Below are 13588 nucleotides of genomic sequence, written 5' to 3'. Positions count from 1 at the left end.
TGAAAACCAGTATTATCAACGGCTCGGAAGTGTCTAGATTATCCGTGGCGATTCAATCAAATTGGCTCATCTATACATTGTTCGAGTTATTAATACTTATAATATTCATTATATATGCGATTTTTTAATTCAAAAAACTAACGATTAGCTCACTTGTGGCTATTCAATAGCCACATTGATTCTTCACATCAAGAAAAGCAAATAAGCTATCAGGACGATTCACCCACCAGCACGAAACCCCTAAAGCCCGCAGATACCGGGCTTTTTTGTTATCATGGGATATCATAAAGACGCAACAAAGCGCATGATTGGCGTGTACGCAGAGGTGTGCCCATAATGAAAATCTAAACTGGCCCCATATATGAGACGACAATAACTCAGTCCGGTTGGCGCTGATTATTCTGGCCGATTTTGTAATCTGAGCACCATGTTCATGATCCCACAGGAAATGGCGTGACGCTCAATACTCATCAGGTCAGTTATTACATGACTCAGCGTAAGAAAGGTGTAACCCAGCATATCTCGGCCATGAAGGCCGGTATCTCTGTTCGCTCAGGTCGCAGGATCGAAAAAGATCAGTGGTCTAAAACCGGTAATCGTCACTGGCGGACGCGTAAAGATCCGCTTGAGGCCGTCTGGGACATCGAGCTTGTTCCCCTGTTGAAGGAAAGACCAGCTCTGATGCCCACGACCCTGCTGGAAATGCTGCAGGATAAATATCCCGGTCAATACCCTGGCAGCCTCCGCAGGACGATGCAGCGGCGGGTCCGCGAGTGTAAGCTGCAGTATGGTGCCGAACAGGAAGTGATGTTCCGGCAACTGCATCAGCCAGGCCTGCGCGGTCTGTCGGACTTTACCCGAAAAGCGGGAAATGAGACCGGGCATGCAGCTAATTGCTACTGCCCAATGATGAAGCCAGCATAAATCAGAAACGATCGTATTTTCCAAATGATAAAAAAGGAGTTAACTATGGCGAGAGCCGGGCGTTAACGTCCTGGAATTATAAACAGGAAGGGGGAGAGGGAATGAGGCATTTTTTTCTTAAATCATTAGCCGCAGGTATTTTTGTTTTAGTCAGCTCAGGCGTTCAGGCTTCGTCAGTATCTGCTTCTGATACGACCCCCCAGATGGCCTACGAGGATATATCTCGCTCCTTACCTGAGCTGGAACCCATAACTTTCCAGGCAGGCGCAGAAAAGCACAGGCTGTTAGTTTTTGTCGATAACCAATGTATTTATTGCAGCTATGTCGTTAAAAATATCAAAAAATATACTGACGCAGGACTGACAATGTCGTTTCTGACGGTGGTGCCGACATCCATCAAGGATTCGGTTATCGAAGATATGGGGCGAGTCTGGTGTGCGTCCGATCGCCAAAAGAGTCTTCAGAATGCCATGGCCGGTTTTTTGCCAGGCAACGATAACTCAGAAAAATGTAAAAATCTGGTGATTAAACAATCGGAGCTCGCTGACCGACTGGGTGTTACCGTAACGCCTGCAATGGTTGTGTTGGATAAGTCTGCTCACACCTTCCTGGGTAGTGTGTCCCCGGATAAAATTCTCTCCGAACTCCAGTGAGTAGATGAGAATCGTAAATAATTTTATTGGCCGTAACTCCTTCATAGTGGATTAAGTAACCCTGAGAAGCTTCACCACGCTTAGCGTTGATAATAATTCTGAGTTGGGTTGTCTGTCGCAACATTAGCGCAGTATTCCACGAGTATTGTTCGACGAATGATTGGATGTTCAGGTCAAAATGAAGAGGTGAACCATGATAATGGATTACCTGTTGATGTCGTACATTGCGCTTGCTTCTTGCTGGCCTGTGACGCTGATCCTGCTATCGGTTGCCGTTGTCGTGTTACTGCATGCTGAGCGGCGGGTGCTGAATGTGTCCATCGTTGTCTTGGTTGGTTTTCTGGTTTTTGCTGCCTGGCAGTTCGGGGCGACAATGCGTAGCCCCTTTTCATTGCTGGTGGGTGGCGCAGTTAACTTTGTACATCCTGTCGGGAAAGAAAGTCGCTAACCCTCTTCCAATTTCAGCCATCAATACTGGCGCAACACGAACGCGGTTAAGCACGGTGAACGTAGTCGGCATGCATTCTTCCCGCTTGAAGAGGCTTACGAGCTTTCTCCGTTGCTAAAAAGCAGGGTACGCAACCTGATGCTGGCCGAACATCTCGGGCTGCTAATACAAAGCGACCCAGAGTACGGAACAGAGACATGGCGGGAAATGGCACTTCTCAACGGTATGATGGGCTTGCATACTGACCGCATCATGAGGTTTGAGTTGCAGAAAGCGAAAGCTGATCTCACGCGCGCCAGACTGGAGCTGTTAAGGCTTAAAAAGCGTCTGCCCGCCAGATGCGTGATTTGCTGGCTGGTGGTCGTGAGAATTCTGGATAGTTCTGGACGTATGGGGAATATGGCAACGTTAATGGCTGAGTGAAAAATATTTATTGTCCAATCCATTGCTTGCCATGAGACGCCTACTCAGGTCGTGGAATCCGTAAGGGAAAGATTTGGCTGAAATAACCCGCCAGCAGGTCGAATCACACGATCCGACTAAGGTCAGCAGTAAGGGGCTGACTCAAAAGTGGGTAGACATATGCAACGTCACCCGAGAACGCTTCCATAAAGATACCTCGGACATTCCGATCTCCAATAAAGCCTATCATCTCCGCGTTCTCAACCGCATGGCTGTAAACGCCGAAAGCATGAAGAACTTCGGAATGACGGCCGATATTCTGGAGCAGGCCGCTAAAGAGGTTAGCGGAATATACACCAGCCGGCTGAACGTGGAGACAGCAGGCAAAAGCAGCAGTAACGCTCAAGCACGGGCTGCAGGGATTAATCCACAAGAAACCGCTGACGCCTTCAAAAAGATGATGAGTTGAAAATGGATGCTTTTGACTTAGATCTAGCCACCAGCCTGACCTACCTTTTCTTGCAGGGCGCCACCTGCAGTTGCGAAAGATCAATGTTGGCTAAATTTTCAACGAATACCTTGGATGTTCATCTACAGCCCGGAGAGAACCAAATGAACATCAAGTTAGCCACTATTTCCGTACTTGCTGCTGCTTTCGTCTTTGTGTCAGATATGGCCATCGCCAAATCGAACCAGTTAACTGATGACCAGGTTAAGCAAAGAATTATCGACGACTCTATAGCATCCTACCCAGGTACCTGCGCTTGCCCATTCAATACGGCACGGAACGGAAGCTCATGCGGCCGCCGCAGCGCCTGGAGCAAAGCGGGAGGATATTCGCCTGTCTGCTACAAGAAGGAGGTCACGAAGGATATGGTAAAAGAGTGGCGCCAGCAGAATCAGTAACGGAGAGGCTACCTTCTGGCTGGGCGTCATTGCCTTTGGCAAGCAGGTGACGCGCTGGCAAAACACAGTAAAGGCGATCTTGTCAGCGTGGCGGGCAATATGCAGCATAATCATTGGACGAGCTATGTCCGCTACTTCCCCTCAGGCCGGGGAGGTAGTGGAGCCCTTACTGGAATATGCCTGCATGTGTAATGTTTAGATGTATTACTTTCGCACACCTTGGTTGACAAAACAGAGTAAATGCGAAAATATATGGTTTACGAATTCTGGAAAAGGCGAAACTTAAGATGAGTAACAATCAGCTAGCACCTTGTTGGGAGTTTCAGCCTTACCTTGCTGAAGCTGATGTTCAGCACTTACTGTCTGAGATTGCCAGCGTATTAGATCAGCTCTACTATCACCAGCATGTATTGGATAGTAACTGGTCAAAAGGGGTGAGGGCGTATGATTGGGTGCGAAATCATCTGATCCAGAACGAATCATCAATCCCGGGGCTGGAAATGCTATCCAAGGGATTGAATTATGTATTGGCTTTAAATAAAGTCCCGCTGCAGTTTTCCAAGGATTGCATCGACAATCCTAAAAAGCGTCATCGTCTTTTGCGCAACAAAGTGGAGCACGAACAGCTTTCATTGTTTGGAGATGTCGAAGCTGAGCACGATATTACGTGGCGCATTCTGGCTGAGCCATTTATAACCGAAGAGGAAGGCGACGAGTTAGAGCAATCATTGCCTAGGTGGGAAGTCGCACTAGTCGGTTTTAATAGTTATGGAGCTCAGATTAGTATGGTTACTCATCAATCTAATGTAACAGTACCACTTATTCCTGTCGATTCAACTTCCCTTCCTGGTGAGGCTGAAATTGATGATGCTCTTCTTCGTCGCCGTAAAAAAGAAAACGATCAGGATGTGAGTAGTAATGGAACATCAGGTGATTAACTTTGATGACTATCGCGGGGATAAGCTCAAATTGGCCAGGATGGCTGTTGGGCTTTCATGCGAAGAACTTGCCGATAAAATAGGCAAAACAAAACAGTTCGTGAGTAAAATGGAAAAGGGTTTTAAACCCACAGAGCAGGTTTTAGAACTAATAGCGAACGCTTTAAAAATAAAACCTGACTTTCTGTACTCTGAGCGTAAATATGCACTTGAAAGTGATGTTTGCCATTTCAGAAGTAAAAAGTCACGAACTCAAACTCTCACAAATAGTGTTTTGGCTAGGGCAGAGATACTTAATATCATTATATCTGCAATAGAGGAAGAGATAGAGTTTCCTGATGTCAGTATCCCTGAGTTTCCAGGGGCTGAACTGAAAACCTTTAACGATATTGAGCGTGTAGCTGAGGAATGCCGCCGAGTGTGGAACCTTGGACTTGGCCCTATCTCATCAATGGCTAAATTGGCTGAGAGTGCTGGTGTGATTGTTGCTTATGTAACGGGTGTTGATGATAAAGTTGATGCATTTACAGTCCATAACAACAGACCGGTTATTATACGGAACAATGCGAAAAAAAGTGTTTGTAGATTCCGTTCTGATATAGGTCATGAATTAGGGCATTTAGTAATGCATGAAGGGATAATAACTGGTGATAAGACTACTGAATCACAGGCTGATCGTTTCTCCAGTGCGTTACTCGCGCCTCGGTTATCATTTATAAAAGAGTTCCCTCGCATCAGAGGTAAGCAATTTGATTGGAATGCATTAGTTGCTTTCAAACTTAGATGGAAGATCAGTTTGAAAATGTGCATCTTTCGAGCAACATCTCTTGGCCTGTTAACTCAAGAGCAGGCAAGAACTGGGTATATTCATCTTAATTCAAAGGGATATACCAAAGTTGAGCCTGGGGATGAGCTTTTGAAATCTGAAGAACCTAATATGTTCTCTTCTGCTATCGATATGCTCGATGATGCAACATGGCTTAACATTCTTGCTAAGACAGGACTAAGCCAGGAGTTAATAAGAGATTTGTTTTCAATTAATCGGCCATTGATTATTCCGAGAGGTACTCTTCAGTTAGTTCGATAACCCACCTCAGCGTAACACCTATCGTTGAAGCAAAATGTTCGGTTAAACAGTCTATTGGGTATAAGCCCGGAACCAAATAACGATAAGAAAAAAGGTGCAGCTTGTCTGCGCCCTTTTTCTTAGAACCATCTTGCTAAGACGGAGATAAACGCCAATGCAACTCTATTGATAGCAATGTTGCTGGCAGTTCTCTAAGCTGTTGAAGTACGCCCTCAACAACATGTTCATGTGTACGTCCATTACCAATGCATGTTCTTAAAGCGCTATCAACCCTGCATTCTCCCTTAAAAGCGAGCGATGCTTTCGCATTGACATGTTCCAAGGATAATTCATTTATAAGAAAGCAAACCACCTGCTCTAAACAGACAAATCGATTATTTAGAGCAGCATCTTCTATAAACCCAGTTTCAGCAATAGCCTTCAAAAAACGTTTATCGCCTGATAGAAGCAAATCCTGATGATTCAATAAACCTTGAAGTAAGCGCATCTCACCTTCGTCAAGATTCTCGAAATTGTTCTGTAAATGAATCAAGCGCGGGTCTGTGATCAGCTCTTCAAACATCAAAAATGTTCCCTGTGATAAGCATTGCTGGACTCGCTCTAATGCAGCAGCGCCATATCGACGAAGGGAAGATTTTCCTCTCAACTGATACACAAGTGTATCTAAAACATAAAGTTGGCCATACTTACTTGTAAGTAATTTGCAACCATCAGCAAGTAGATCAAGTTGGGCCAATTTCAGTACTACATCGTTATCAAGTAATACAGCCACTGGCGTTACACCTCGATGTTGTTCATTCTGCAGAGCATTTCAAACTTGTCTTCCGAAACCTTCTCTTCATCAACATACTCAAGAAAAGTTCCAGCAGCTTGCTCCATCCAATCCAAACGAGGGTAAAGTAAGTTCAGTGCTTTCCCACATACAGGGAAAAAATTTCCACTATGCGTGCGGCTCATAGTTTTGGCGTAATTCAAAGCTACATGCCCCGGATCGACCTTATTGTGACGTCCTATGCGCAGAGCTTCTGAGGCCAGCACCTCTGCTGTGATCCATCCTTTACTGTGAAATGCCGCATCAGGCCTACCATTAAGTAGCTCTATCGCGTAAGCATTGGCCTCTATTTCTTGGGGGTTATCAACATCGTCTTCATTAATTTTTTCATCGATTAATAACGAGTTATTTTCAAGATGACCGCAGGCGATATGCCCAAGCTCATGAGCCAAGCCAAACAAAACTCCACTTGCATGTTTATGTTTTTTCGTAAGAGCTATAACTGGACGCTCAGAAACCTTTATAGCAACCGCATCCATCTTTTTTCTAGCTGGAATATCAGTCATATACAACACAGGAATACCTGCGGACCAAGAAAATTCCAGTAGCGACAGAAAGTCTACCCAAGGCTTTCCTTGAGACAGAATTGACTCTCGGATATCACGAGCAGAAGGGAGGCCCTGATAAGGTTTTTTTGCAACTGAAGCTGCAATTTTTGCCATACCATCTACAACTGCCGTTGCCGCTTGTAACTCTTCAACAGACTTGTTTGCGGCGTGCTTATATCTCCGCACTGACTCATTGAACCTCAATTGAGCTGTAGGATTAATAACTGTCGTTAAATCCAGATTTGCAAACTTTGCTAATCCTAAAATGACCTGCTGGCTGATACTGGCTGAATTATTAAGCGAGTCATCCCACCAATCAGGAAGCAACTTTGAAAGGCCTTCAGCCAGACGAGCGTCAAGAGCGCTAACCCGGCGTAAAAAAGTATTAAGAGGTTTCTGATGTGTAGTTACAGTCATCTCATCCCCTCCTTTATTGTTCATTTTGATAGTTCGTTATGTGCACAGTATAACCGTAGCTTTTTCGCACCACACGCATTTTCTGGGAATCATTGCTACCATGCAGTTATCCATTATAACCTTCAGCGCACGCTCGTATCCCCATCACGCCTGCCCGCTTTGTGTAGTGGTTTTCACGCACCTGCATGAGATATGAAAAATCCTGCAAAAATGGGTGTAAAGACGGATAATGATCAGCGTTAATCTCAATAGATAGGATTTTCTGCTGCTTGGATACGAGTCAGGGAGATATTCATGATAAAAGACTACCTGATTGTGGCGTACCTGACGGCAATTGTCGCTTGGCCATTCACACTGGTGTTAATTGGTCTTTCTGCTGGAGCTGCACTCTATATGAGGCGCAGAGTGCTGTGCGTTGCCCTCGTCGTTCTGTTCATGCTGGTGGTCATCGCTGCGTGGCAGTTTGAACGCTACATGTAAAATCATACCGCCCTATGAAAATGCCTATATCTTATTTATAGGCAGAAACGGTGTGTGCTGGCTATGTATAAGCACAGGTGATGAGCTTTACCTATGAGTGAGTAAGACGCTACCACAGATATACGGCATGCTCGTGCTGACCTGTTCCCCGTTGATTAACACACCAAAAAGTCATTCATTATACGAGACGATGCAATCGAAAGAGCTTTTCGAAAAAGTCGGAGATCCTCGGCGCAGCACCGTCCCCGACCAACTCGTTCGCCCCAAATCGATAGATTTCATATCCAGCGAGACGTAACTCGCGATCAGCCGACACCATGTCTGCATACACCTTTAATGACGGATGATCGTTTTCCGTGAAATGGTGCTTTCCATCCACCTCTATCACGATACGCTGACACCCTGGGAGCAGTAGCAAAAAGTCCATGCGTTGACGCGGAAGAGGTAAGCGATGGCGCAGGGTTTTCATGACAGCAGGGTCATAATGAAGGTAGACCTGTGGAAGGAGCGCGGGCAGCGTCTCGCCAAGGACGTTTCTATAGGCCTTAAAATAAGTGGCAAAGAGCTTTCGCTCAGCATCTGAGGCCAGAGACTCTTGAAGTCGTGCTCCAAGGTTTGCAGCATTGCCCTCTGGGGAGATATCGTTCCACCAAGCGACAAGCTCGGACCAGAGAAGGCCGTTTGAGCCAATTGGCCGGTCATAGACCAAACAACTTTCTTCATTGGATAGAATGACGATGTCGTTGTTGATGGCGTCGGCGAAACCAATCTCCGGCTTCGGTCCCCGCGAGGCAAAGATCAGGTTCTTAGGTCGCCCTTCAACCCCACGCACGATAGGGCGAAACCCAAAGATTGGATGACCAGAGAGTTCACATTCCTCCGCTAGCTCATATCCGTCGCGCGCAAGGATCTCGTTAAGGGCAGTGACAGTCTGCAACTGTTCGTCTCCCGACCGGGAGAGAGGGTGAACAGCTTCTTCGAGCAATGCTCCAAACCTAGCAATGGAGCAAGTGAATGCGCCGATCTTACTAAATAGGTGTTCCACCGACCAGTCGCCGGGATTGACATCCATGTGCTGAGCGACTTGATCTCGTAAACTTCGGCCATTGCTTCCAAAAAGGTTTTCAAAAGGCGAGGAAAGGGGGAAATATCGTTCGACCACCTCTACCGTGCCACGTTCACCAGCGAGATCATCTCCGAACGCCCGAGCGATGTCTCGTCGTGTGATGTGGGACAAAGGCTGGTCACCGGCCTCAAGTACCCTACGGCCCAACTCATCGAGTGCGACATCTCCACGATGCGCGGCGAATTTAAGTGCGAAACGCGCCAATTCCGCCTGTGTAAGGTTTGCCAGCGCCAAGTCGATACGCTCTCGCTTTGAAAGGCCCTCACCATTTGCGACCACCAATCCGGCGATCTGCTGCGGTGCCTCACTAAGCTCTCTATGAGTCATCGTCTGCAGAATACGGGCAATCTGCCCGTAAAGATCACTAGCCACAGCTCGTTACCTCTTCCTTTGACACGACTGAAGCGAGCAAGCCGCCGTAGTCGTAGCTGGTAATACATTTTCTTCCTCTAACAAAGGGACGTGATTCTGGGCTATTACCCTCAGTTAGAACATACTTTCCTTCCAGTATTATGCATCAGCAGGTGGCCAGCGGAGCTTTCCGCGGCCAATTCGCAATACGTCCACCAGCCTGGTGTTGCCGGGCACGCGGCCCGAGAACAGGCTGGGCTTGGGGTCAACCGCCGACTTTTTGAATGCGGCAATCCGCGAATAGTCTGGCGTCGCCAGCCAAGTCCGTCCGTCCCCCTCGTCAGTGACGATCCGATAAAGACCAGCAATAGGGGCAGTCTCGGTATCAAGCAGACGCTTATAATGTTCAACAGACCATTTTTGAATGCCTGCTCTGAGGGCTTCGGTTCGGAAATGTGCCCATAGCGAGGCCGTGTCAGGTGTTGGCCAGTCGCCTGCGACGGTATAGGCCGTAATCTCGTCGGATTCAAGCCAAGCTCGCATCTCAAAAGGAGTTACAAATACAGGATTGGCACACTTGATCGCTGCCATAGCCGCGCGCCGTGATGGAAGGCCTGCACGGATCAACATCGCCATCATGAATTGCGGGACGCCTGTTTCAACAACTGCTGCCGCGCCACCAACCACCGTTTCCGGCGACCAGCCGAGAGACATTCGTCGGACACGGACAGCTTCTAATGCCCAAACCAAACGATAGGTGAAAGCCTCTTCAACGACCCGCATGTTCTGCGGTCCGATGTTAACAACATCTTCGCCAGACACCCAACTACGTAGGATGGCCTTCCAATTCGTCGGCAGCGCGTTCGCATTGTCGGGAACAAAGGGTCTCATGAACAGCAGACGTTCACCAAGGCCACCGAGGGTTTCGACAAGTTCGTTGACGTCACCGTTCAACGCAGCAGCGTCGGCACGATCGAGGAGATCAGCTAACTCGTCAGCCATGGCGTCAATGGTGAGACCAGCCTCAAGTCCAACGCCCATGGCAAAATGCCCCCGTCGCGCCTGAGCCGTGGTGGTCTTCCAGATGAGAGCGGCACGCGCTTCAAACACCTTCTTATGCAGTGGGATTACGTCCTCATCCTCGCGGGCGATCTGACGGGCCCAAAGTGAGCCTCTGAGTGCGTCATCCAAGAGTTTTGGAAGGTCGTTGCGATCAGCATCAAGCGCCTCGAGCAGACCGAACACGGTTGCATCGAGACGTTCGACGATCTGCGAGAGCGGCTCCTCGTCAATGGTTTCTTCCTTATCATCATCGCTATCAGCGCCTTCATCGTCGTCACCAGCTTCGTATTCGCCCCCAGCAGCTAGGCGTTCAGCGACAGCGGTTTCTTCTACGGGAGATCGCCAAGCCTCACGGGCGTTGGCGAGGTATTCCCAAGCATCATCTCGACCTAGGACACCTTCGCGAGACAGCCGAACAAGGATCTCGGCGACAATCTGGATGAGTCCGCTCTTCAGTGTGCGGGCCTTCGCAGAGACGACCAGCTCTCTCCATTCTTCCTTTCGCCAATTTATCTTGTCGAACATTACATGGACGATGAGGCCCTCGACGTCCACGAAGGCGCGACCAGCGCGCCCGGCCACATTCGCGAATTCCTCGCCTTTAATCTTCTCAGATGCACGATATAATGTTGGTACTAACAAGACAGCGGCGTTGAGATTGAGTCCCTGCGACAGTGTCGGCGACGCGACGATGACCTTCAGCACCCCCTCTGATAGTAAAACTTCCACCTCACGCAGGAACGGGCTCGGCAGCCGCCCGTGGTGGATTGCAACACCGACCCTCAAGCAGGCAACGGCGGGATGGTCTTCGCCCAACCATTCCTTACCGACCTCCAAAGCGCGTGCGATCAACGCATTATCCCCCAACAGCGAGTCCAGATAGCCACGCCTACATAGGTCCACTACCTGTTTGCCGTAGCTCTCGACCCAATTTGCTTGGGTGGAAAAGATCAGGGTTCGCTTGCCCTGTCCAGCGAATTCCCACGCCACGAACAAGGCGAGATGCGAATTCTTGCGCGGATAGGGCTTCCTCTCCCGACCCCGCGCCGGTTTTCGTACGACGAATTGGTCGAGGAACGGACCATTGTCATCGAGGTCAAGCCGGAGCAGCGCATCCTCGCCCCTCCATATTAGCGCGCCAAACCTCTGCCGTGTGGGGCGCCAGTCGGAACGCACAGGTTCACCCGGTTCGTCGGAGCGTATCCATGCGGTGAGATCATCGAGTTCGTCGCCACTCGGCAGAATAGCGGAGAGACAAACAATCCGACGTTCGCCCGCATCCGCGCGTCGAAGCAGACGTTGCACTAACGTTTCGTAGCGGATTTCGCGCTCGCTCGGGCCGATCATGTGCCCTTCATCGAGGACGATCAGACCGACATCATCGATCAGGGATGGGTCACTTCGCAGGGCGAAGTCGAGCTTCTCTGGTGTTGCGATGACGATTTCGCGGGAACGCAGGGCATCTTCATCGCCAGTTGAAAGGCCGCTGGCACCGTAAAGCGAGGAAACACTAAAACCGAGGGGCGCGAAGGTCTTTCTGAAGGATCGCTCGGTCTGGGCGGACAAAGCACGCAATGGCGTGACGATCAACACCCGCCGTTCTGAAGACAAAGTCATCAGCACGGCAATCTCGGCCACCCGCGTCTTGCCTGCGCTGGTCGGCAAAGCGACGACCAAATCGTCGGTGAGGTCCGTGGAACGCTGGGCCGCTTCCAATTGAGACGGCCATAGCTCCACCTCGGAAGTCTTGCGCGCATAGAGCGACGAGATAAACAGTTGACGCAGGTCTGGGTATTTGTCCTCTGCCCCCTCTGGCGGCTCGGTCGGCAGATTCTGATGTAGCGAATGCTGCCAAAGGTCATCAATCAGGTGGCGACAGAGGTTCGAGATCCACCACAAAGGAACATTCTCCGAATTATCTGCCAGACTAACCGCTACGGCGAGCAGTGCCCGTGCTTTCTCAATCGGCTCAGATTCACCTGTCTCGAGTGCGAAGTCAAAATGGGCCAAGGCTCTGCAGATTGTAGTATTGAGGATGGTCGCTAACACCTCATCAATGTCCCCGTTTTCTCCCCGTAGCACTTCGGCAATCTGTTCATCGTCGTGAGTCTCGTCGTCCAACCACCCGCGAACAAAAGTGCGTAATTGGCCTAGATCGCGCAGGATTAGATGTCGAATAGCCATCTCACCCGGTGATGCATTGAGATCCTGTGACATCTCGTTGAAAAGCGAATAAGCGACGGCAGAAAAGCCAGCCAAGTGATAGGCCGCGGCGGCGATAGTGCGGTGGAACCCGCGGCCTGGAGCCTCTGGATCACCATTGCGAATAAGAGCCTCGAAAGCATTGGCTGCGCGTTCGAATGCCTTACTCGTCAGATTCGAAGCCCCAGCCTGAGCACGCAGGGCCATCGCGCCCCGCAGCAGGGCGAAGCCATGTTCAGCAAGATCGGTTTCGATTGTCGCGCCGAACTGCGGCGCATTCGGTGGTAGTACGCCTTCCCTGCGCATCAACGACCAAGCCGTACCACGATAGAGGAGACGGCTAAGGATGCCATCGGCGGTTGCGGCCGCAAGGAATGAGGTCAGTTCGTCAATCGTCTCCAAGGTCTTCCGCCTCTTGATACATGGCTGCGATGAAATCCTGGTGATCTTCGATATGGATATTCACGACGTAATGGTCTCGATTGGTGCTCGTGGCATCGAGATCCTTTTTTAGTGACGCGTGGGGCCCGTTGCCCGACATAGTAAAGAGCATGTGATCAATACGGTCGGCGGGAAGCAACTTCAGGCCTACTTCGTCACGGAGACTGCGGCCTAGCTCGTTGTCATCAGGGTCTTGACTCTCCAACAGCCTATTGGCAACAAATAACAGAGAATCAGGCGTGCAACGACCATTATCGCGGTTGAGTACCTTGCGAGCGCTCGTGACCGTAGCTTTACCCAGCACCCTGTTACTTTTAGCTTCGCCTTTAAGAAGCCAGAGCTTCTCGCCATTACCGTCATATCCGGCACCAATAAAGTCGTCGCCGCGCATAGCCATGTTGCGGCCGTCCTTATAGCGGAGACGGCGTACAGGAACACGCAGGCCGATCTCTTCCTCAACCAACTCTGTCGCAAGAATCTCGCCAAGATCGCCTGAGCGACTTCTGGACGTCTGAGGCATAGCTTCGCTGAGGATTTTTGCGGCTACCTTGTATCCGAGCCGACTTACGTCCTCGACGATACGTTCGAGTCGGTCGTAATGGGAACGGATAATCTCAGCAAGGTCATCGCGGATATCGTCGCGGCCACCATCCTTTTCGACATAGATCCAGTAATACTTGCGCTGTTCCTGTTCTTTGGTTGAGTCACACCACTTCTCGTATAGCCCCACTATGCTCCCCCTAAAGTTTCCATGATTTACCGCGTGATTCA

Annotated in this window: 12 protein-coding genes and 3 pseudogenes; 10 read left to right on the top strand and 5 right to left on the bottom strand. The window is 49.5% G+C overall.

All coding sequences use genetic code 11. From position 1 onward, the window contains the following. Positions 1-453: 453 nt before the first annotated feature. The 9 genes and pseudogenes from ABLV30_RS21890 to ABLV30_RS21850 form a co-directional block, all read left to right on the top strand. Positions 454-858: pseudogene (locus ABLV30_RS21890) on the top strand (IS21 family transposase); the annotation flags it as partial. Positions 859-1025: 167 nt separating this feature from the next. Continuing rightward, entirely contained in the window at positions 1026-1577 is a 552-nt protein-coding gene (locus tag ABLV30_RS21885) for a thioredoxin fold domain-containing protein (protein WP_020323942.1), read from the top strand. A 199-nt stretch (positions 1578-1776) separates the two neighbouring features. Then, positions 1777-2025, top strand: a complete 249-nt coding sequence (locus tag ABLV30_RS21880; RefSeq protein WP_020323951.1) for a hypothetical protein — start codon at positions 1777-1779, stop codon at positions 2023-2025. A gap of 138 nt (positions 2026-2163) precedes the next feature. Next, complete coding sequence (locus tag ABLV30_RS21875) at positions 2164-2448, top strand: hypothetical protein (protein ID WP_023279821.1); 285 nt, start codon at positions 2164-2166, stop codon at positions 2446-2448. A gap of 3 nt (positions 2449-2451) precedes the next feature. Next, positions 2452-2896: pseudogene (locus ABLV30_RS21870) on the top strand (DUF2280 domain-containing protein). Positions 2897-3039: 143 nt separating this feature from the next. Further along, complete coding sequence (locus ABLV30_RS21865) at positions 3040-3333, top strand: hypothetical protein (protein ID WP_023279819.1); 294 nt, start codon at positions 3040-3042, stop codon at positions 3331-3333. Continuing rightward, positions 3326-3453: pseudogene (locus ABLV30_RS21860) on the top strand (single-stranded DNA-binding protein); the annotation flags it as partial. The gene ABLV30_RS21865 and the pseudogene ABLV30_RS21860, both read left to right, overlap by 8 nt. A 167-nt stretch (positions 3454-3620) precedes the next feature. Beyond that, positions 3621-4271, top strand: coding sequence for a hypothetical protein (locus ABLV30_RS21855; RefSeq protein WP_020323948.1), 651 nt, complete (start codon positions 3621-3623; stop codon positions 4269-4271). Beyond that, on the top strand, positions 4252-5358 hold the full coding sequence (locus ABLV30_RS21850) for an XRE family transcriptional regulator (RefSeq protein WP_022631223.1): 1107 nt from the start codon (positions 4252-4254) through the stop codon (positions 5356-5358). Before ABLV30_RS21855 ends, ABLV30_RS21850 begins: the two co-directional genes overlap by 20 nt. A 133-nt stretch (positions 5359-5491) precedes the next feature. Here ABLV30_RS21850 and ABLV30_RS21845 read toward each other — a convergent pair whose 3' ends face one another. Together ABLV30_RS21845 and ABLV30_RS21840 are read right to left on the bottom strand one after the other, a co-directional pair. Next, the gene (locus tag ABLV30_RS21845; protein WP_023279818.1) at positions 5492-6130 is read right to left on the bottom strand and encodes a hypothetical protein; all 639 of its coding nucleotides are present in this window, start codon (positions 6128-6130) and stop codon (positions 5492-5494) included. Between the two features lie 5 nt (positions 6131-6135). Further along, the gene (locus ABLV30_RS21840; RefSeq protein WP_020323938.1) at positions 6136-7155 is read right to left on the bottom strand and encodes an ImmA/IrrE family metallo-endopeptidase; all 1020 of its coding nucleotides are present in this window, start codon (positions 7153-7155) and stop codon (positions 6136-6138) included. Positions 7156-7449: 294 nt separating this feature from the next. Here ABLV30_RS21840 and ABLV30_RS21835 point away from each other — a divergent pair, with 294 nt between their 5' ends. Continuing rightward, a complete protein-coding gene (locus ABLV30_RS21835) occupies positions 7450-7635 on the top strand; it encodes a hypothetical protein (RefSeq protein WP_020323937.1) in 186 nt (61 codons plus the stop codon). 178 nt (positions 7636-7813) lie between these two features. Here the strand turns inward: ABLV30_RS21835 and ABLV30_RS21830 are convergent, their stop codons facing one another. From ABLV30_RS21830 to ABLV30_RS21820, 3 genes are all read right to left on the bottom strand, one after another. Beyond that, complete coding sequence (locus ABLV30_RS21830) at positions 7814-9133, bottom strand: hypothetical protein (protein ID WP_020323941.1); 1320 nt, start codon at positions 9131-9133, stop codon at positions 7814-7816. A gap of 138 nt (positions 9134-9271) precedes the next feature. Continuing rightward, on the bottom strand, positions 9272-12778 hold the full coding sequence (locus ABLV30_RS21825; RefSeq protein ID WP_020323939.1) for a DEAD/DEAH box helicase: 3507 nt from the start codon (positions 12776-12778) through the stop codon (positions 9272-9274). Further along, complete coding sequence (locus tag ABLV30_RS21820; RefSeq protein WP_020323947.1) at positions 12765-13547, bottom strand: DUF1837 domain-containing protein; 783 nt, start codon at positions 13545-13547, stop codon at positions 12765-12767. Before ABLV30_RS21820 ends, ABLV30_RS21825 begins: the two co-directional genes overlap by 14 nt. Positions 13548-13588 lie beyond the last annotated feature (41 nt).

The sequence above is a fragment of the Klebsiella sp. CN_Kp113 genome (assembly GCF_040064585.1).
GTDB lineage: Bacteria > Pseudomonadota > Gammaproteobacteria > Enterobacterales > Enterobacteriaceae > Klebsiella > Klebsiella michiganensis.
This window is presented reverse-complemented; position numbering and strand designations above follow the sequence as displayed.

Coding starts and splice junctions, on each gene's coding strand:
- ABLV30_RS21855 (WP_020323948.1), top strand. CDS start 3,621: ATGAGTAACAATCAGCTAGCACCTTGTTGGGAGTTTCAGCCTTACCTT.
- ABLV30_RS21840 (WP_020323938.1), bottom strand. CDS start 7,155: ATGACTGTAACTACACATCAGAAACCTCTTAATACTTTTTTACGCCGG.
- ABLV30_RS21880 (WP_020323951.1), top strand. CDS start 1,777: ATGGATTACCTGTTGATGTCGTACATTGCGCTTGCTTCTTGCTGGCCT.
- ABLV30_RS21885 (WP_020323942.1), top strand. CDS start 1,026: ATGAGGCATTTTTTTCTTAAATCATTAGCCGCAGGTATTTTTGTTTTA.
- ABLV30_RS21875 (WP_023279821.1), top strand. CDS start 2,164: ATGCTGGCCGAACATCTCGGGCTGCTAATACAAAGCGACCCAGAGTAC.
- ABLV30_RS21850 (WP_022631223.1), top strand. CDS start 4,252: ATGGAACATCAGGTGATTAACTTTGATGACTATCGCGGGGATAAGCTC.
- ABLV30_RS21835 (WP_020323937.1), top strand. CDS start 7,450: ATGATAAAAGACTACCTGATTGTGGCGTACCTGACGGCAATTGTCGCT.
- ABLV30_RS21865 (WP_023279819.1), top strand. CDS start 3,040: ATGAACATCAAGTTAGCCACTATTTCCGTACTTGCTGCTGCTTTCGTC.